General features: G+C 72.2%; 17 protein-coding genes. 8 read left to right on the top strand and 9 right to left on the bottom strand.

Annotated elements, in window-relative coordinates; genetic code table 11:
• Positions 1 to 186: 186 nt before the first annotated feature.
• From ABZU32_RS02895 to ABZU32_RS02915, 5 genes are all read right to left on the bottom strand, one after another.
• Positions 187 to 798, bottom strand: a complete 612-nt coding sequence (locus ABZU32_RS02895) for a carboxymuconolactone decarboxylase family protein (RefSeq protein WP_354916268.1) — start codon at positions 796 to 798, stop codon at positions 187 to 189.
• 153 nt (positions 799 to 951) lie between these two features.
• Positions 952 to 1,860 (bottom strand): carbohydrate ABC transporter permease, encoded by a 909-nt coding sequence (locus ABZU32_RS02900; RefSeq protein ID WP_354916271.1) that lies wholly within the window; start codon positions 1,858 to 1,860, stop codon positions 952 to 954.
• Positions 1,861 to 1,912: 52 nt separating this feature from the next.
• Positions 1,913 to 2,824 carry a sugar ABC transporter permease gene (locus ABZU32_RS02905; protein WP_354916274.1) on the bottom strand — a complete coding sequence of 304 codons (912 nt, stop codon included), beginning with the start codon at positions 2,822 to 2,824 and terminating at the stop codon, positions 1,913 to 1,915.
• A gap of 200 nt (positions 2,825 to 3,024) precedes the next feature.
• Positions 3,025 to 4,371: an extracellular solute-binding protein gene (locus tag ABZU32_RS02910; protein WP_354916277.1), complete on the bottom strand. Its 1,347-nt coding sequence runs from the start codon at positions 4,369 to 4,371 to the stop codon at positions 3,025 to 3,027.
• Between the two features lie 198 nt (positions 4,372 to 4,569).
• Positions 4,570 to 5,523: an LLM class F420-dependent oxidoreductase gene (locus ABZU32_RS02915; protein ID WP_354916279.1), complete on the bottom strand. Its 954-nt coding sequence runs from the start codon at positions 5,521 to 5,523 to the stop codon at positions 4,570 to 4,572.
• Between the two features lie 273 nt (positions 5,524 to 5,796).
• On the opposite strand from ABZU32_RS02915, the gene ABZU32_RS02920 reads away from it, so the two are divergent.
• Positions 5,797 to 6,468, top strand: a complete 672-nt coding sequence (locus ABZU32_RS02920; protein ID WP_354916282.1) for a pyridoxamine 5'-phosphate oxidase family protein — start codon at positions 5,797 to 5,799, stop codon at positions 6,466 to 6,468.
• A 4-nt stretch (positions 6,469 to 6,472) separates the two neighbouring features.
• A complete protein-coding gene (locus ABZU32_RS02925) occupies positions 6,473 to 7,603 on the top strand; it encodes a globin domain-containing protein (protein ID WP_354841588.1) in 1,131 nt (376 codons plus the stop codon).
• Between the two features lie 9 nt (positions 7,604 to 7,612).
• Here ABZU32_RS02925 and ABZU32_RS02930 read toward each other — a convergent pair whose 3' ends face one another.
• Positions 7,613 to 8,689, bottom strand: a complete 1,077-nt coding sequence (locus tag ABZU32_RS02930) for an FUSC family protein (RefSeq protein ID WP_354916285.1) — start codon at positions 8,687 to 8,689, stop codon at positions 7,613 to 7,615.
• Between the two features lie 120 nt (positions 8,690 to 8,809).
• Here ABZU32_RS02930 and ABZU32_RS02935 point away from each other — a divergent pair, with 120 nt between their 5' ends.
• Positions 8,810 to 9,301: a MarR family transcriptional regulator gene (locus ABZU32_RS02935; protein ID WP_354916288.1), complete on the top strand. Its 492-nt coding sequence runs from the start codon at positions 8,810 to 8,812 to the stop codon at positions 9,299 to 9,301.
• A 57-nt stretch (positions 9,302 to 9,358) separates the two neighbouring features.
• Here the strand turns inward: ABZU32_RS02935 and ABZU32_RS02940 are convergent, their stop codons facing one another.
• Both ABZU32_RS02940 and ABZU32_RS02945 read right to left on the bottom strand, forming a co-directional pair.
• Complete coding sequence (locus ABZU32_RS02940) at positions 9,359 to 10,252, bottom strand: serine/threonine-protein kinase (RefSeq protein ID WP_354841595.1); 894 nt, start codon at positions 10,250 to 10,252, stop codon at positions 9,359 to 9,361.
• Between the two features lie 38 nt (positions 10,253 to 10,290).
• On the bottom strand, positions 10,291 to 12,327 hold the full coding sequence (locus ABZU32_RS02945) for an N-6 DNA methylase (RefSeq protein WP_354916291.1): 2,037 nt from the start codon (positions 12,325 to 12,327) through the stop codon (positions 10,291 to 10,293).
• A gap of 126 nt (positions 12,328 to 12,453) precedes the next feature.
• Here ABZU32_RS02945 and ABZU32_RS02950 point away from each other — a divergent pair, with 126 nt between their 5' ends.
• The 5 genes from ABZU32_RS02950 to ABZU32_RS02970 all read left to right on the top strand — a co-directional run bounded on the left by ABZU32_RS02950 (position 12,454) and on the right by ABZU32_RS02970 (position 16,792).
• Positions 12,454 to 13,191 (top strand): PP2C family serine/threonine-protein phosphatase, encoded by a 738-nt coding sequence (locus ABZU32_RS02950; RefSeq protein WP_354916294.1) that lies wholly within the window; start codon positions 12,454 to 12,456, stop codon positions 13,189 to 13,191.
• Positions 13,192 to 13,348: 157 nt separating this feature from the next.
• Positions 13,349 to 14,221: a diacylglycerol kinase family protein gene (locus ABZU32_RS02955; protein ID WP_354916297.1), complete on the top strand. Its 873-nt coding sequence runs from the start codon at positions 13,349 to 13,351 to the stop codon at positions 14,219 to 14,221.
• A 3-nt stretch (positions 14,222 to 14,224) separates the two neighbouring features.
• A complete protein-coding gene (locus ABZU32_RS02960; RefSeq protein ID WP_354916301.1) occupies positions 14,225 to 15,229 on the top strand; it encodes a YihY/virulence factor BrkB family protein in 1,005 nt (334 codons plus the stop codon).
• Positions 15,226 to 16,068 carry a phosphatase PAP2 family protein gene (locus ABZU32_RS02965; protein WP_354916304.1) on the top strand — a complete coding sequence of 281 codons (843 nt, stop codon included), beginning with the start codon at positions 15,226 to 15,228 and terminating at the stop codon, positions 16,066 to 16,068. The genes ABZU32_RS02960 and ABZU32_RS02965 overlap by 4 nt, the downstream gene beginning before the upstream one ends.
• Positions 16,052 to 16,792, top strand: a complete 741-nt coding sequence (locus tag ABZU32_RS02970) for a phosphatase PAP2 family protein (protein WP_354916307.1) — start codon at positions 16,052 to 16,054, stop codon at positions 16,790 to 16,792. Before ABZU32_RS02965 ends, ABZU32_RS02970 begins: the two co-directional genes overlap by 17 nt.
• Positions 16,793 to 16,877: 85 nt before the next feature.
• Here the strand turns inward: ABZU32_RS02970 and ABZU32_RS02975 are convergent, their stop codons facing one another.
• Positions 16,878 to 18,668: an ATP-dependent DNA helicase RecQ gene (locus ABZU32_RS02975; RefSeq protein WP_354916310.1), complete on the bottom strand. Its 1,791-nt coding sequence runs from the start codon at positions 18,666 to 18,668 to the stop codon at positions 16,878 to 16,880.
• Between the last annotated feature and the right edge of the window lie 66 nt (positions 18,669 to 18,734).

Here is an 18,734-nt window from a genome sequence, read left to right on the forward strand (position 1 = left end):
CAAAGCCCGCACTTGTCCGCGGAACCGACAGAAGCGACTCTGGGCAATTTGCCGTATATGTACGACGGCATCCTTATCTCGGGGATGGGAGGCGGTGCCGCCGAAGGCATTTTATCGATAATGAGAAAAGTTTGGCAGGTGCGAATCAATCGCATTTACCGCCTGCCGCCGCCCGGCGGCGCGGGGTCAGGCCACCTCCTCCTCCCACGCGAAGGCCTGGAGCGCCGGGTCCACGGGGGCGCCCGTGAGCCGGTTGGCGTAGGTGGAGATGGTGTAGGCGCCGACGCCGAGGACGACCTCCAAGGCGTTGCGCGGCGTGTGCCCGGCGGAAAGGAAGGCGCGCGTCTCCTGCTCGGGGACGGCGCCGAGGTGGTCCATCACGGCGAGGGTGAAGCGCCGCAGCGCCTCCAGGCGGGCATCCGGCAGCGGCGCCCGCGTCCGCAGCGCCTCGACCAGCTCGGGCGCGGCCTCCAGCCGGGACAGCGCCGCGGTGTGCATCGCCACGCAGACGTGGCAGGCGTTGCGGGTGACGACGGTCATGACGACGACCTCCCGGTCGAGCGGGGCCAGGGTGGTCCGCTCGAACAGGGCGTTCGCCCCCAGGAACCCCTTGAGCGCCTCGGGAGAGGCGGCCATCCGCGCCACCGCGGCCGGGAGGTGGCCGAGCTTCTCGCGCGCGCCCTCCATGGCGGCGCGGGCGCCGGCGGGCGCGGACTCGGGAGTCAGATCGGGGAAGACGTCGGCGGACGTACCGGTAGATGAGCCGGTAAATGTGCCGAGGGACGTGCTGGGGGACATGGGGCCTCTTTCCGTACGCGGCGGCGTCGCCGCAAAAGGTCAACCTGGTTGCCCATATAGTAAACATGGTTGTCCGATCGCCGCAACGAGGAGTCCGCCGTGGAACTAGGAGGAGGGCCCGACCGACCCCGGTGGGACGCGCCGGCGCCGGGCTCAGCCCCGGCGGCCGGTGGTGGCGATGCCCTGGACGAAGTAGCGCTGGCCGAGGAAGAAGACCACCACCAGGGGAAGCGTGGTGACCACGCTCGCCGCGAGGACGATCTCCCACTTCGGATCGCCGCCCTGGTAGAACTGGTCGACGATGGCCTTCAGCCCGCGCGGCAGCGTGAACAGCGCGGGGTCCTGCAGGTAGATGAGCGGCCGCATCAGGTCGAACCAGCTCGCCTTCAGCTCGAAGACGAAGGCGATGATCAGCGCCGGCCGCGACAGCGGCAGCGCGATGCGCCAGAACAGGTCGAAGTACGACGCCCCGTCCACCCGGGCGGCCTCGAAGACGTAGCGCGGCACGCCCAGCAGGAACTGGCGCAGCAGGAAGATGTAGAAGGCCGAGCCGAACACGTTGCCCGCCCACAGCGGCACCTGGGTCCCGGTCAGCCCGAGGCCGTTCCAGATCAGGTACGTCGGCACCAGCGTGACCACCGCCGGCAGCATCATGGTCGCCAGCACGCTGCCGAACAGCAGGTTGCGGCCGGGAAAGCGGAAGTAGGCGAACCCGAAGGCGACGAACGCGCTGGACAGCGTGACGGTCGCCGCGGCGGCGACCCCGACGACCAGCGAGTTGACCAGCCAGCTCAGCACCGGCGCCGCGTCCCACGCCGCCAGGTAGTTCTGCGGCGCGAACGGCCGCGGCCACGGCAGGAACGGGTCGGCGAACGTGCGGTCGCGCGGCTTGAGCGAGGCGACGACCAGCCAGACGAACGGGTACAGGAACACCGCGGAGGAGGCGGCCAGGATCGTGTAGAAGAAGACCTTCCGCGTGCCGCGGCCGGCGGTGTCGGCGGCGGGCCCTCCCGTCTCGGCGGGCGCCGCCACCGCGGCGGCCCGGTGGTCGACGGCGGTCATCCCGCGTGCCCCTCGGGCGCCGCCACCGTGGTGGCGGGGTGGTGGGCGGCGGTCATCCGGCGTGCTCCTCGGCCTCGTAGTACACCAGCCTGCGGCCCACCCTCACCTGGACCAGGGTGATCACCGCGATGACCGCGAACAGCAGCCACGCCAGCGCGGAGGCGTAGCCCATGTGGAGGAACTGGAACCCCTGCTGGAACAGGTAGACGACGTAGAACAGGGCGGCGTCGCCGTAGGACTGCTGGGCGATCTGGTTGCCGAAGAACATCGTGTACACCTGGTCGAACATCTGCAGCGAGGTGATGGTGTTGATGATCACCACGAAGAACAGCGCCGAGCTGATCATCGGCAGCGTGACCGCGCGCAGCCGCTGCCAGGGTCCCGCGCCGTCGATCATCGCGGCCTCGGTGAGCTCCTTCGGCACGTTGCGCAGCGCCGCGAACAGGATGATCGTGGTGGACCCGAGGTTCCACAGGGACATCAGGACGATGCCCGGCAGCACCCAGTCGGGGTCGGTGGTCCACTGCGGTCCCTGTACTCCGAACAGTCCGAGGAACTGGTTCACCATGCCGGCCTGGCCGTTGAGCAGGAACAGGAACAGCACGCCGACCGCCACGTACGGCGTCATGGACGGCAGGTAGAAGATCGTGCGGAAGACCCCGGCGGCGCGGCCGGTGACCCGGTTCAGCACCAGGGCGAGGGCCAGGGCCAGTACGATGGCCAGCGGCACGTGCGACAGCGTGTACAGCACGGTGTTGCCGACCGCGCGGGCGACCTTCGGGTCCTGCGCCATCTTCGCGTAGTTGCCGAGGCCGGCGAAGCGCGGGCTGTCGATCAGGTCGTAGTCGGTGAACGACAGCACGAGGCTGGCCACCATGGGCCCGGCCTGGAAGACCACCAGGCCGATGAGCCACGGCAGCAGGAAGACGTACGCCCACCGTGTCTCGGCGCGCGGCCTTCTCACCTTCGCGGCCCGCGCTCGCCGGCCGCCGGAGGGTGCTCTCCGGTCACTCCCACCCGATCCTGGACCACAGGGCGACCATGCTGTCGTCCTCCATGGTGTCGCCCTCGCGGGTCGCGGGGATGTGGTCGGTCATGTTCTCCACCTTCCTTTCGTGTGGTTCCTCGTCGCCGGCCGCGACCGCCCGGGCCGCGGCGCCGTCGTCAGTGGTTCACGTCGTCGAGGGCGCGCTGCGCCTCCTGCTGGGCCTGCTTCAGCGCCGGCCCGGCCTTCTGCCTGCCAAGTAGCACGCGGGCCCCCGCGTCCTGCCACGCCTTGGTGAACTCGGCGGCGGCTCCGGACTGCGGCACCACGAACCCGGCCCGCTGGACCGAGCGGATGGTCGTGACGGCCTGGTCGTAGGGGCGGTGCCCGCTCGGCTTCACGACCTGCGAGAAGATCACCTCGTCGGCCTTCATGTTGCCGGTGTAGGTGCCGATGTTGACCTTGCCCTCCTCGGCCCGCTTGTCCGCGCGCGCCTTGGCGGCGGCGATCCAGGTGTCGGCCGAGGTCATGGTCTTCATCCACGCGCAGGCGGCGTCGGGGTTCCCGGCGCCCTTGGGCACCACCCACGCGTTGCCGCCGACGTTGTTCACCGGGTCGCCGTGGCGGTCCTTGAACGGCAGGACGGTGATGCCGGCGCCGGGGTTGGTGCCGGCCATCGAGCTGACCAGGAACTGCTCGGTGAGCATCGCGCCGATCTGGTCCTTGGCGAAGGGGTTCTCCGCGCCGAAGTAGTCGAAGGTGTCGGTGAACGCCTTGAGGCGCGTCCAGCCGCCCTGCGCCTGGACCAGGCCGGAGACGTACTCCAGCGCCTCCACCACCTTGGGGTCGTCCAGGTGGGCGGTGCGCCCGTCGGGCGAGAGCAGGTCGGCGCCGTTGGCCTTGGCCCACAGCGGCAGGAACTCCGGCAGCTTGGGGTAGAAGCCGAACCGCTCGATCTTCCCGCCGCTGCTCTTGGTCATCTTCGTGGCGAGGCGGGCCAGACCGTCCCAGTCGGAGGTGTCGATGGACGCGGGGTCGACCCCGGCGTCCTTGGCCGCCTTGTCGTTCACCAGCAGGATGATCGAGTTGTAGAACTCGGGGATGCCGTACCACTTGCCCGCGTACCGCACCTGCTGCTGGGCGGCCGGGTAGTAGTCGCCCGTCGGGATCTTCTGGGTGGAGACGCAGGTGTCCAGCGGCTGGATGGCGCCGCGGGCGGCGTAGCCGCCGATGCGCTCGCGCGGCATGTACACGACGTCCGGCGGGTCGCCCGCCGCGACGGCGGACAGGAACGCCTGCTCGTCGAACTGGCCCTGGTTGATCTGCACGGTGGTGTCCGGATGGGCCTTCTTGAAGGCGTCGACGCGCACGGTGGCGATCTCGTCGGGCAGGCCGAACCCCATCGTGGTCAGCGTCCCGGATCCGCCGCCGCGCCCGCCGCCCGCCGCTCCGCCCGTCTTGGCGCCCACCCCGCCGCACGCGGCGAGGGCTGCGGCCATGACGGCCACCGCGGCCGTGCGGCTCACGCGCGAACCGTCCAACGACGCACCCCTTTCGCCCGGCACCCGGGCGTCTCACACTGAGCTCCAGGTGAAGTGCGGTCTTCCCGTACAACGGCGCCTAAACGTGAACGCCGCTTTTCCAGGGGTCGAGTCCGTGGAAAGGGCTCACGCGCCGGGGCCGGCGGCCGCGCGGAGGCGATCGCCGGCCGGGGAGCGGCGCCGTCAGCGGAGGCGGGGGAGGACCTCCTTGGCGTAGAAGTCGAAGAACGCCTCCTGGTCGGGGCCGATCTGGCTGATGTAGACCTCGTCGAAGCCCGCGTCGATGTACTTCTTGATCGCCTCGACGTGCTCGTCGGGGTCCGGGCCGCAGGGGGTGGAGGCGGTCGCGTCCTGCTCGCTCACCATCTCGGCGAGCTGCTCGAAGTGGCGGGGCAGCGGCAGCAGCTGGGACGCCTCGCCCTGGATGCCCTGCGTGGGCCACAGGCGGTGGACGGTCTTGCGGGCCTGTGCGGCGTCCTCGGCGTAGCAGACCTTCAGCCCGCCCTGCACCGGCTTGCCCTTGCCGCCGGCGGCGTGGAACTTCTCCACCAGCTCGGCGGCCGGACCGGTGCAGATGTAGCCGTCGCCGATGCGCCCGGCCAGCTCGACCGACTTGTCGCCGAAACCGGAGATGTAGACCGGCGGCGGCTGGTCGGGCAGCGTGTAGAGGCGGGCCGTGTCGACCTTGTAGTGGGTCCCGCGGTGGGTGACCAGCTCGCCGGTCCACAGCCTGCGCATCACCTCGACGGCCTCTTCCAGCATCTCCAGCCGTTCGGCGGCCGGGGGCCACCGGGTGTCGAGGATGTGCTCGTTGAGCGCCTCGCCGGTGCCGACGCCGAGCCGGAACCGCCCCTGGCTGATCGCCGCGCTGGTGGCGGCCGCCTGGGCGATGACCGCCGGGTGGATGCGGACCAGCGGGCAGGTGACCGCGGTCGTGACGGGCAGGGAGGTGGCCTGGGCGATGGCGCCGATCACCGACCAGACGAACGGGCTCTGGCCCTGCTCGTCCAGCCACGGGTGGTAGTGGTCGGAGATCCACAGGTTCTCGAACCCGGCCCGTTCGGCCAGCTCGGCCTGGCGGACGAGCTCTCTCGGCCCGTGCTCCTCGCTGGACAGAAAGTATCCGAAGGTGGTCATCGTCGCCTCCTCATCGCTTCTCGGTCTCGAGCTCAGCCCTACCCAGGTGGCCCGGGTCAAACGGCCCGCCGGCGCCCATGCTCGCCCGCCCAGGTGCGAGCCCGGCTCACATGACAGGAAAAGTCAGGAATATTGCGGGTGGCCGTCGCCATGTCTCCGGATCGCCGCTAATGTGACACGAGTTGTCCATGAGGTTTCTGTGGCTTTGTCAGGGGCAAAGCGTGGTGATGGCCGCGCCGGCTGTCGGCGGTCGGGACGGTGATGGGAGCATTGATGGGCCAACACGGGCCGTATGACGGCCTGGGGGACGAACACCTCCCCGGGTCGAGAGGCGAGCACGTCCTCCAGGGGTTGTTCTCCACCCGAGAGCGGGCGCTTCGCTTCTACAACCGGCAGGTGTCGGACCATCTCACTGCCGAGATGCGGGAGTTCGTCGCCCGTCAGGAGATGGTCTTCGTCGGCACCTCCGACTCCCGGGGCAACTGCGACACCTCCTTCCGCGCGGGCCCTCCCGGGTTCGTCCGGGTGCTCGAGCCGTCCCGGCTGATCTACCCGGAGTTCCGCGGCAACGGCGTGTTCGCCAGCATGGGCAACATCATGGAGAACCCCCACGTCAGCCTGCTGTTCGTGGACTTCTTCGAAGACCGCGTGGGGCTGCACGTCAACGGCTCGGCCAGCATCACGACGGCCTACGACGCGGCGCGCCGCCACGGGCTCGTCGACGAGGACCAGACGGCGCCCGGCCGCCGTGCCGACCGCTGGGTCGTGGTCGAGGTCGAGGAGGCCTACATCCACTGCTCCAAGCACATCCCCCTGCTGGCCAGGCAGGATCGCAGGACCCTCGACGGGCAGGCCCGCAGGCCCGCGGGCGACGACCACTTCGGCGTCTCCCGCATGCGGTCGCTGGGGAAGGAGCGAGAAGGAGCGGGCCGGTCGGCTGAGTGACGCCATGAACATCGACATCGGACTGATCCGCCAGAGCTGGGCTCTGGTCGAGCCGGTGGCCGACAAGGTCACCATGCACTTCTACGCCAAGCTGTTCGCCGACTATCCGAGCGTGCGCGAGATGTTCCCGCCCGCCATGGACGTCCAGCGCGACCGGCTCCTTCAGGCGCTCACCCGCGTCGTGCTGAACCTCGATGACGCGGACGGGGTGGTGGACTACCTCGGCCAGCTCGCCCGCGACCACCGCAAGTACGGGGTGCAGCCCGAGCACTACCCGGCCGTCGGCCGCTGCCTGGTCATCGCGATGCGGGCCAACGCGGGCGGCGCCTGGCGCTCGGTGTACGACACGGCGTGGATCGACGCCTACCAGTTCATCGCCGACGTGATGATCAAGGCGGCCGAGCAGGAGGCCGCCTACGTTCCCCCGGCGTGGAACGGCGTCGTGGTCGGGCACGAGATGCGCACGCGCGAGATCGCGGTGATCACCGTCGAGCCCACGCAGCCGTACGCGTTCAAGGCCGGCCAGTACGCGACCGTGCAGACGCCCCACTGGCCCAAGGTGTGGCGGCCGTACTCCATCGCCAACGCGCCGCGCCGCGACAACCGGCTGACCTTCCACGTGCGGGTGGTCTCGGGCGGCTGGGTCAGCACCGCGCTCGCCCACCACACCCGGGTCGGCGACACCGTGCTCCTCGGGCCGCCGCGCGGGTCGCTGTTGCTCGAGCGGGCCAGCACCCCGCACCTCATCTTCATCGCGGGCGGCACGGGGCTCGCCCCGCTCAAGGCGCTCATCGAGGAGTCGATGTGGCTGCCCGAGCGGCCGAGCATCGACCTGTTCCACGGCGTCCGCCACCACGGGGACGCCTACGACCTGCGTGATCTGCGTGACCTGCGCACCCATCACCGGCGCCTGCGGGTGGTGCAGGCGGTCTCCGACGAGCCCGACGAGTGGCGGCGGGAGAACGCGGTGGACGCGCTGCTCAACCACCGCGTCTCGCTGGACGGCGACGTCTTCGTCTGCGGGTCGCCGGACATGGTGCAGGTGACGGCGTCCCGGCTGCTGCACATCGGCGTGCCCGCGCACTACATCCACACCGAGTTCACTCCCGGGGCGCCGACCCTGGTGTACTCCTGACCGGCGCCGTCAGGCCGTGACGGGCGGCATGGCGGCGGTGGCGGTCTCGCGGTCGGTGCCGGTGGCCATCAGCAGGTCCACGGTGATCGAGCGGAGCTGCGCGGTGACCACCCGGGTGGAGAACCCGGCCGCCTCCTCGCCGGAGGCGCGCACGCCGTCGGCCACGGCCAGGGCCGCGCGCCGGGCCCGCACCGGCTCGACCCCCTCGGCCAGTTCGTCCCGCAGCAGCCGGACGACCTCCGCCAGGCTGTGCAGGCGCTCCGGGAGGGCGCCGGGCATGGGCTCGCGGTCGCGGAGGGCGGCCAGGGTGCGGCGCAGCATCACCCTGGTGTTGCGCAGCGCGAGGTCGATGGGGGCCGCCGCGGCCTGGTAGCGGGCGAGCCGGGAGCGCGAGCGCCAGCGCAGCGGGCTGAGCAGGGCGATCTCCCGGCCGGTCTGCAGGGCGGAGGCCAGTTGCTCCACGGCCCTGTGCGAGCCGCGGGCCTTCTCCAGCGAGTCGGCGGCCAGCGGCAGGTCGGCGGCGGCGATCGCCTCCGCGGCGCCCTCCAGTGCCTCGGCCAGCTCGTTCAGGACCACCCGCCCGTGCCGGTGGGCCAGCGCGAGCGGGTCGATGGGGAACAGGCCGACGGCGGCGATGCCCACGACGCCGCCGACGAGCGCGTCGAGCATGCGCGCGGTCCCGCCGGAGCCGCTGGGCGGCAGCAGGGTGGCGACCAGGACGGCCGACGAGCCGGCCTGCAGGGCGATGACCGGGCCGCTGTCGAGCAGGACGGCGCAGGCCATGGCGAGCGCCACCACCAGGGCGATCTGCCAGGGTCCCGAGCCGATCCAGGCGACCAGCAGGTCGCCGACGCCCACGCCGAGGCTGACCCCGACCACCATCTCGAGCATGCGGCGCACCCGGCGGCCCATGGAGACGCCGATGCAGACGACGACCGCGACGGGGGCGAAGAACGGCGCGGGATGGCCGAGCAGGTCCTTGGCGACGATCCACGCCACGGCGGCGGCGACCGAGCACTGCAGGATGGAGGGAGTTCGCGCGGCCAGCCGCCGCAGCCTGCGGCGCACGGTCGGTCCTACTGTCATGGTCCGCATCCTGAGTAGGTTACGGTCACCCGGCATCATATCCGTCAAATCCCTGGCTGGAGCTGCGGTGATCTGGCCCTTCGCAGATTTGAGCGCTCAACCGAACGGTAGGCTGGTGCGGTGGGCGATACGCGGTGGCTGGACGACGACGAGCAGCGGACCTGGCGCACCTACCTGTGGGCCTCCCGCCTGCTGTACGAGTCGCTCGACCGGCAGTTGCAGCGCGAGGCCGGCATGCCGCACACCTATTACATGATCCTGGCCATGCTGTCCGAGGCGTCCGAACGCACCATGACGATGACCGAGCTGGCCCAGCTGGTGCGCTCGTCGGCGAGCAGGCTCTCGCACGCCGTGGCCAAGCTGGAGGACCAGGGCTGGGTGAGCCGGTGCAAGCGCCCCGGCGATGCCCGCACGACCCTGGCCACGCTCACCGGCGAGGGGTTCGCGGCCCTGGTGGAGGCGGCCCCCGGCCACGTCGAGCACGTGCGGCGGGTGCTGTTCGACCGCCTCACCCCTGAGCAGACGCGCCAGCTCCACGAGATCTCCGGCGCCCTGCTGGGCGGCCTCAACGCCCCGGCCGTCGCCGACCTCGGCATGCCCGGCGGCCGCTGACCATCCACGCCGCCCGGCGCCCGCTGACCATTCACGCCGCGAGGCGCCCGCCCGCGATCAGGGGAGCACCCGGCCGACCATGCGCGCGTACATGCGCCCCGGGCTCGGGACCGACGGCGGGGCCAGGAAGCCGGGCAGCATGGGCAGGTCGACCGCGAAGGGCTGCAGGCGGTCGTACAGCGCGACGGCGTCGGCCGGACGGTCCTCGGGCCTCTTCTCCAGCAGGCCGGCGATCAGCCGGTCGAGCTCCCCGGGCACGCCCGGCACGCCGGGCGGCCGCTCGTTCACCTGCTTCTCGAACACGGCGTACTCCGTGGGACCGACGAACAACTGCCGTCCGGTGAGCATCTCGTGCAGGACGCAGCCGAGGGAGTACAGGTCGCTGCGCGGGCTCGCCACCCCGCTCTGGATCTGCTCGGGCGACATGTACGCCGGGGTGCCGAGGATCTGGCCGATGCGGGTGAACTGCGCGACGTCGGCCTCGCGCAGCATCGCCAGGCCGAAGTCCAGCACCTTGACGCTCCCGTCCGGGCACAGCATGAGGTTGGTCGGCTTGAGGTCGCGGTGGCAGATGGACAGGGCGTGGGCGGCCGACAGCACGGCGCACGCCTGGGCGGCGATGGCGGCGGCCCAGGGCACCGGCAGCGGGCCGTGCTCGCTCACCAGGTCGGCCACGGTGACGCCCTCGATGAACTGCATGACCTGGAACAGGCGGTGCTCGAAGGTGCCGAAGTCGTAGAGGATCGGCGCGCCCGCGTGCTCCAGCCGGGCCAGGATGCGGGCCTCGCGCATGAACCGCTGCTCGAGCTCGTCGTCGTGCCCGCCGGGAAAGCGCAGGAGCTTGACGGCGACCTTGCGGTCCAGGCGCCGGTCGTGGCCGCCGTAGACCGCCCCCATGCCGCCCTGGCCGAGAGGCAGGTCGTCAAGCACGTACCGGTCGCCGATGACCATTCGCCCCTCCTGATGATCTATCGGGGAAAAATACACCCTCAGCCCTCGGGGCGCAGATGACCGCCGGCCAGCCCGTCAAAGCCTAGCCGGACGAGCCTCTCGCCAAGGGCGGCCGTCGCCCGCAGGCGGTCCTCCAGGGCGAGCAGTTCGCGAAAGGCCCTGCCGTACGCGCGCTGCTCGGCCAGGGAGAGCAGCGGGACGCGCACCCGGCGCGCGTCGACCCTGCTCACGCCGGAGTAGGGCCGGGCGGCCGAGGCGCCGGCATGGCGCAGGTGCCCGGCCAGGAAGTCGGGGTCGAGCCGGTCGCGGTCGAGGCGGTAGAGGTGGAGCTGGGGCCCGAGCACGGCGCCCGGCTCGGCGACCACGCGGGCGGCGCCGTCCCCGGTCGCGACCGTCGCCACCACGTCCCCCGCCGCGAGGACGACGTGGCCGGCGCCGGCCGGCGCGCGCCCGGACGGCGGGCCGCCGGCGACCACGTCGGCGGCGGTGAGCACCGGCACCTCGCCGGCGTCGGTGGTCATCTTCGGCGGGCCCGGATGGATCGTGACGATGCCCGCCCTGACCAGCTCGCCGATGGTCGTCGTGGGCAGTTCCCGCGCCCGTCCCGGCGGCGCGACGCCCGGCAGCGCGCCGGTCAGCGAGGCCGCCGCGTCCGCGAAGCGCTCGCGCACCCGCCCGAACTCCGCCACCGCGTCCGGCTCGTCCGGCGGCCGGCGGTGGCGCGCCGGGCTGAGGTCCACCTCGTCGTCCAGCAGGTCGATGATGCGCACCGCGCGGCCGGGGGCCGGCGGCTCGCCCTCGGGGTCGGCGGCGAAGGCGCGCCAGGCGGCCTCCACGCCGGTCAGGCCGTCGGAGGCGTCCAGCATGAGCACCTGCGAGGGCGGACGCTCGCCGACCTCGGGGCGGCGCAGCAGCCACAGGTCGGGGCCGCCGGCGGCGAGCGTCAGCACCGCGCGCAGCGCCCCGCCGCGCAGCAGGTTGCCCCGGATACGCTTACCCGGACGGCGGCTGGCCGCGGCGGCCGGCATCAGGATGGCGACCAGGCCCCCGGGGCGGACGCGGGCCAGGCAGTGTTGCACCCAGGCGAGCTCGGACTCGCCGCGCGGCGGCAGGCCGTACTCCCAGCGGGGGTCGCCGGTGAGCTCCTCGTGACCCCAGGCGCGCTCGTTGAAGGGCGGATCGCAGACCACGACGTCGGCGCGCAGTTCGGGGAAGCCGTCCTGCCGCAGGGAGTCGCCGGCGACCAGGTCGGCGCGGACGCCGCGCAGCAGCAGCCGCACGGCCGCCAGCAGCGCCGCCGTTTCGCCGCTCTCCTGGCCGAGCACGCGCGCCCCGGTGAAGGGAAGCAGCAGGGCGCCCACCCCGCAGGCCGGGTCGAACACGGTCGCGGGGCCGCCGGTCGGGTCTCCTGCGACCCCGGCGGACCCCTCCGCCCCCTCGGAGGAGCCTTCCGCGGGCTCGGAGGAGCCTTCCGCGGGCTCGGCGCGGGAGCGTGGTGCCGGGCGGGCGCCGGCGAGCCGGGCCATCAGCTCGGCGTGGTCGGCCCGCGTGACCGACAGGCGGCGCGAGTGGGCCTCGACGTAACGCTCGCAGAGCAGTTCGAAGGCGTCCGCCGGCCCCTGTTCGGCGGCCAGGTCGGCGAGCAGGCGGTACAGCCGGATGTCGACCAGGCTCCAGTCGACCGGCACGGGCAGGTCGGCCGTGGCCGCGGCGGCGGCCTGGTGCAGCCGCTTGGCGGGCTCCTGGCTGCGGGTGACGGCCTTCCAGCCGCCCGGGTCGCGCCGCAGGTACAGCAGGAACGCGCCCGCGCAGGCCACCAGGTCGCCCAGGCGCAGGTCGTCACCGGCGGCTCGTAACCGCTGCCACGCGCGGTCGCCGAGCGACATCTCATACGATTTGCCGTTACGGCGCAGCCAATCCTCGACCTCGGGAAGGGAGAAGAGCGGGCTCGCGGCCGTGCCGCCCACAGGCTGGGGGAAGTCGTCGTAGCGACGCCGCCAGTTGCTCACCGCCGCGCGGCCGACATCGGCGAGCCGGGCGATGTCGCCCGCGTTCAACGTGGCGTCGTGTCCCATAAGCGTCGCCCCTTCCTGCTCGCCTACCGGTACCTTGGCGGCTCAGGGTCAGATTAGTCCACCTTGCCGCTCCAATCCACAGAATATGTGCTTGTGAAGTGTTTCAACCAATGATTTACTGAGGACATGTCAAACAACGCGTCGTTCACGTTGCGCTACGCGGCCCGCACCGACGTCGGCCTGCGCCGGGAGCAGAACGAGGACTCGGTGTACGCCGGCCCCCGCCTGCTCGCCGTCGCCGACGGCATGGGCGGGCACAGTCATGGCGAGGTCGCCAGCGCCACCGTCATCGCCGCGCTGTCCGTCCTGGACGGCGATCCGCCGAGCGGCGACCTGCTCGGAGCGATGGAGTCCGCCATCACCGAGGCCGTCCGGCGCCTGAAGGACATGGCCGACCGCGACCCCAAGCTCACCGGCATGGGCACCACGCTCACCGCCATGCTCTGGGACGGCGGCCGCTTCGCCCTGGCCCACATCGGCGACTCCCGCGCGTACATGCTGCGCGAGGGCATGCTGTACCAGATCACGCGCGACCACACCCTCGTGCAGTCGCTCGTGGACGACGGTCAGATGACCCCCGAGCAGGCCGCCGCGCATCCGCGCAGGTCGCTGCTCATGCGGGCGCTCGGCGGCAGCGGCTCGGTCGAGCCCGACCTGTCCCTGCGCGAGGCGCGCCCGGGCGACCGCTACCTGCTGTGCTCGGACGGGCTGAGCGGCGTCGTGGGCCCGCAGGCGCTGCACGAGACGCTGACCTCCCTGGGGGACCTGGGCGAGGCGGCCGACCGGCTGATCGCCCTGGCCAGGGACGGCGGCGGTCCCGACAACATCAGTTGCGTGGTGTGCGAGATCGGCGGCGGGGCCTGAGCGCGGTGCGCGCCAGGCGATCGGACGGGCGGCGGTAAAGGACCGTAACCGCGTCTATCTGCCGAAACAGGACGTACGGCGTTGATGTCACCGCACCCCTGTTCAAAGCGGGGTTATCGGGGTAGCACGCACTGCCGTGCCTCGAGCTGCCGTGATTATGAACCCGCTCCGGGTGGCCGACCCGGACCGCCACCGTGCCGACGTGACCGCCGAAATGGCGCGGCACGGCTGGGACGAGCCGTTGTGGTACGAGACCACCGCCGAGGACCCCGGCGCGGGCGTGACCGCCAAGGCCCTGGCCGAGGGCGTCGACGTGGTCTTCGCCTCCGGAGGGGACGGCACCGTCCGCGGATGCGCCGAGGGCCTGATGGGCACCGGCGTGCCGCTGGCCATCCTGCCCGCCGGCACGGGAAACCTGCTGGCCCGCAACCTCGGCATGCCCACCGCGCTGCCCGAGGCCGTCCGCGTAGGAGTCGCCGGGCGCACCAGGGCCATCGACCTCGGCGTCCTGGACGGGCGTCCCTTCGTCGTCATGGCCGGCATCGGGCTGGACGCCGCCATGGCCGACAGCACCAGCGAGGACGCCAAGAACCGCATCGGCTGGCTCGCCTACGTGAGCGGCGTGGTCAAGCACATCACCGACCGCCCCTTCCGCGTCACGCTGCGCCTGGACGGGCGCACCACCATCCGCCGGCGGGCGGTCATGGTGCTCGTCGGGAACGTCGGCCGCCTCCAGGGCGGGCTGGAGCTCCTGCCCGAGGCGCGCCCGGACGACGGGCTGCTCGACATCCTCATCCTGGCTCCCCGCACCCCGACGGACTGGCTCCACGTGGCCTGGCACGTGCTCACCCGCTCGCGGCGCCACGACCGGCGCGCCGAGCGGTACACCGCCTCCCGTGCCCTCATCACGGTGGACCCGCCCGTGCTGCACGAATGCGACGGTGACCCGATCGGCCACGCCACCACCATGTCCGTCGAGACACGCCCGAAGGCGCTGCTGCTACGCACGCCCCGCGGAACGGAGAGCTGACCCATGGGAACGGCGACCGCGGTACCGCAGACCAGGTCCATGAGCGGCGAGGAGCTCGGCGCCGACGACGCCTGGGCGACGCTGCGCCACTACGGCGGATGGCACCTGGTCCGCGACTCCTTCGTCCGGTTCCGCTACGCGGACGGCTTCAGTCACTCCCGCGCCCTGGCCTTCCAGATCTGCCTGGCGGTGATCCCCGGCGCCATCGCCGTCGTCGGGCTCAGCACCGTGCTGCACCAGGAGCGGATCGGCCAGGTCGTGCAGCTCGCCATCCGCCGGTTCGTCCCCGGCGACGGGGCCGAGGTGGTCAACGACGCCCTCGCGGTCAGCCGCCACCACGCCGGCGCCGGCGGCGCCATCGCGCTCTGGCTCGGCCTGGTCACCGCGCTGGTCGGCCTGACCACCGCCATGGCCCAGGTCGAACGGGGCGCCAACCGCATCTACGGCGTGGAGCGGGACAGCCCCTTCCGCCGCAAGTACACCAAGGCCGTGCTGATGGCGGTCAGCGCCGGCTCCTTCATGACCCTCGGCTTCGCGACCATGGTGGGCGGCCAGGCCATCGGCCGCTCGCTCGCCCAGGTGTACCACTGGAGCGACACGGCCCTCACGGCCTGGACGCTGCTGCGCTGGCCGGTCGGCTTCCTGCTGGCGCTGCTGTCGGCCTCGGTGCTGTTCCGCGCCGCGCCCCGCCGCAAGCAGCCCGGCCACACCTGGCTCGCCGCCGGAGGCGTCGTCGCGCTGACGCTGTGGCTGCTGTTCACCTGGGGGCTGACGTTCTACATCGAGCACACCGGTTCGTTCGGCACGACCTACGGCCCGCTGACCGCCGTGATGGCGCTGCTGCTGTGGTCGCTGCTCAGCTCCGTCGCGCTGTTCCTCGGACTGTCGTTCGCGGCGCAGCTCGAAGCGTGCCGGGGCGGGGTCGGGGACCCCATCGTCCCTGACCCCGGACCGAGCGGGACCGAACACCGCACGGGAGGCGACAAGGTGGGAGAAAGACGGTCATGAGCATCTTCACAACCGGGCGCCGGCTCGGGCACGCGATCGCCGATCAGGCCCGGCCGAAGGGACGCCGGCACGGCTGGGCCCGCAGGCGGATGGACAAGGACGCAAGGCTCGGGCTCCGCCTGAGCCTGGCCTCGGGAGCGCTGTTCCTGGTCCTGGTCCCGTTCACGCTCCTGCTGGTGCTGGTGAAGACCTCCTTCGGCCCGCTCAACCGGCTGGACGAGGGCGCGGCGAACTCCCTGCACGCCTACGCCGTCGACCACCCCGCGTGGGTGAGCTTCCTGCGGCTGTGGACCGACGTCTTCGGTCCCGGGCCGTGGCGGATCGTGGTCGGGGCCGCCGCGGTCTGGCTGGTCTACAAGCGCGCCCCCCGCCTGGCCGCCTGGGCGGTCACCACGATCACCGTCGGCGGGCTGCTCGGGCTGGCGCTCAAGGTGGTCGTCGCCCGCGCCCGGCCCCACCTGCCCAACCCCGTGGACCTGGCGCCCGGCTCCTCGTTCCCCTCCGGGCACGCCGTCAACGCGACGCTCGGCGTCGGCATCGTCCTGCTGCTGGTGATGCCGCTGCTCTCCCACCGGCAGCGGGTGGCCGCCTGGGTCGCGGGCGCGATCATCGTGCTCGGCGTGGCCTACACGCGCGTCGCGCTCGGCGTCCACTGGGTGAGCGACGTGGTGGCGGGCGTCGTGTTCGGCGCCGCCGTCGTCGCGGCGACCGCCGCGGCCTTCGAGACCTGGCGCCGCGACATCGGGCGCCGACCGGCCGAACCACACCGCGAAGGCGTGGAGCCGGAGGCTATGCAGGACATCTCAACGAAGGGAACTGCGCATGGTCACCGACACTAGAGTGGTGGCGAGCCGGGACACGGGCTGGTCACAGACCGCCGCGTGGACGCTCCGCCTCCTCCTCGCGCCTCTCGCGGTGCTGGCGGTGGTGACCCTCGGCGTCGGATGGCTCATCATCAAGCCGTTCCACAGCGAAGTCGCCGGCGAGATCGCGGTCAACCAGGGCTTCGCGGCCGACCGCACCCCGCTGTTCAACACGCTCACGCACTTCGGGTCGATGCTGTCGGACACCCCGGTGATCGTCGTGCTCACCGCGATCGCCGCCCTGACCTTCCGCTTCGCCTTCGGGCGCTGGCGCGAGTCGGTCTTCATCATCCTGGCCGTCTGGTCGCAGTCGATCGTCTTCCTGCTGGCCACGGTGTTCATCCAGCGCCCGAGGCCGACCGTCCAGCACCTGGACCCGGCGCCGCCCACCTCCAGCTTCCCCTCCGGGCACACCAGCGCCGCCGTCGGCTTCTACTGCGGGATGGCCCTGGTGCTCACCCTGCACGCTCATCGCCACACCGTGCTGAAGGTCCTGTTGTGGACGGTCGGCCTGGCCGCCCCGCTGATCGTCGCGGTCTCCCGGCTCTACCGCGGCATGCACCACCTGACCGACGTGAGCTGGGGCCTGGTCCTCGGCTTCGTCTGCCTCGCCGTAGTCGCCCACGCCATCCTCGGCACCCCCCTGCTCCCCGGCAGGAGATCCACCACCCGCCCGATCCCGGCCCCGCACGGCGGCTGACCCGCACCGCCGCGTAGCGAAGAAGACCCCCTGCCGTGTCCGTGGACGCGGCAGGGGGTCTTCTTCGCGAGGCGACGAGAAAGGTTCAGGGGACGGGGACGAGGAGGTTCTCGCGTTCTACGGCTTCGAGGGAAAGGGTTTTGTAGCCGACCTCCTCGAACAGGACCGTGACGCGGTCGGGTTCGCGGCTCATGACGACGCCCGGGCCCCACTCGCTGTGCCGGACCTTGGCGTGCATGGCGAAGGGCGTCTCGCCGGCGTGTTCCTCGGGGATGTTCTCGGTGGCCGTGCCGGCGCGGCAGGTGTCGCAGTTGCCGCAGGCTCGCTCGTACGGCTCGCCGAAGTACTCCAGCAGCGTCCGCCGCCGGCATCCGGTGGTCTCGGCGTACGCGCGCATCATGTCGATGCGGGACTCGTCCACCCGGCGCCGGGTCGCGTCGAGCTCGGCCGCCCGCGCCGCCGCGTCCTCGGGCGAGGGACCGTCCTCCACGGCGCGCAGGTCGCCCCGCTCGGTCACCGTGACCGCGCCCGTCCGCTCCAGCAGGTTCACCACGCCGGTCAGCTTGGAGGAGCCGACGTCGAGCAGGTCGCGCAGCTCCCGCGCCGGGACCACCCCGCCGTGCTCGCCGACCAGCGTCGCCACCCGCACCAGCATCTCCTCGTCGACCCGGCCGCCGGCGAAGAACCTGCGCAGGCCGAGGTCCTCGGGCCGGTAGAACAGTACGGCCGAGGCCGGCTCCTGGTCGCGTCCCGCCCGGCCGATCTCCTGGTAGTAGGAGTCGAGCGAGTCCGGCGGGTCGGCGTGCAGGACGTACCTGACGTCCGGCTTGTCGATGCCCATGCCGAAGGCCGAGGTGGCGACCACCACGTCCAGATCGCCGTCACGGAACAGCTCGTGGACCCGGTGCCGGTCGGCGGCCTTCATCCCCGCGTGGTAGGACTCGGCCCGCCGCCCGGCCTCGCGCAGCGCGGTGGCGTACTCCTCGGCGGACCGGCGGGTCGCGACGTAGATCAGGCCGAGGCCCGGACGGGCGGCGGCGTCCTCGATCAGGGCGCGGCGCTTGTCCTCCTTGCCGACGAACCTGCGCACCTGGAGGTCGATGTTCGGCCGGTCGAAGCCGCGCACGACCAGTTCGGCGTCCGGCAGGCCGAGAGAGGTGAGGATGTCGTCGCGCACCAGCGGCGCGGCGGTGGCGGTCAGCGCGACCACCGGCGGGTGGCCGAGCCGCTCGATCGCCTTGCCGAGCCGCAGGTAGTCGGGGCGGAAGTCGTGCCCCCACGCCGAGACGCAGTGCGCCTCGTCGATCGCGATCAGGGACGGCCGCGCCTCGCGCAGCCGGTCGATCACCTCGGGCTTGGCGAGCTGCTCGGGGGACAGGAACACGAACTCGGCGGTGCCCGCGTGCACCTGGTCGAGCGAGGCGTCGCTGGTGCCGCCGGACTGCGCCGAGTTCACCGCGACCGCGCCGCCCGCGTCGGCCTCGGCCAGCCCGGCGACCTGGTCGCGCTGCAGGGCGATCAGCGGGGAGACCACCACGGTCGGCCCGTCCAGCAGCAGGGCGGGGATCTGGTACACGGCCGACTTGCCGCTGCCGGTCGGCATGACGACCAGGACGTCCCGCCCGGCGAGCAGGTGCTCCATCGCCTCGCGCTGGCCCGGCCGCAGGTCCTTCCACCCGTACGCCTCGCGGGCCACCGTCCGCAAGCGCCTGCCGTCACGGCCGGAGGCCCTGCGCAGCGCCGTCCGCAGCCGCTCGCTCACCGTGATCCGGGTCTTGCCGCTCCCCGCCTTCGGCTCGGCCTTCTCCGAGGCCGCCGCGCGGGTGCGCCCGCCCTTCCCGCCGGACCCGCGGTCGCTACCGGGCTGTCTGCTCATGAAGGCTCGCTCCCCCCTCATCGTTCACCGGCCGCGACCCGGCGTTCACCGGTCGCGGCCGTCGCG

The organism is Sphaerisporangium sp. NPDC005288, from assembly GCF_040607475.1.
Classification (GTDB): Bacteria; Actinomycetota; Actinomycetes; order Streptosporangiales; family Streptosporangiaceae; genus Sphaerisporangium; species Sphaerisporangium rhizosphaerae.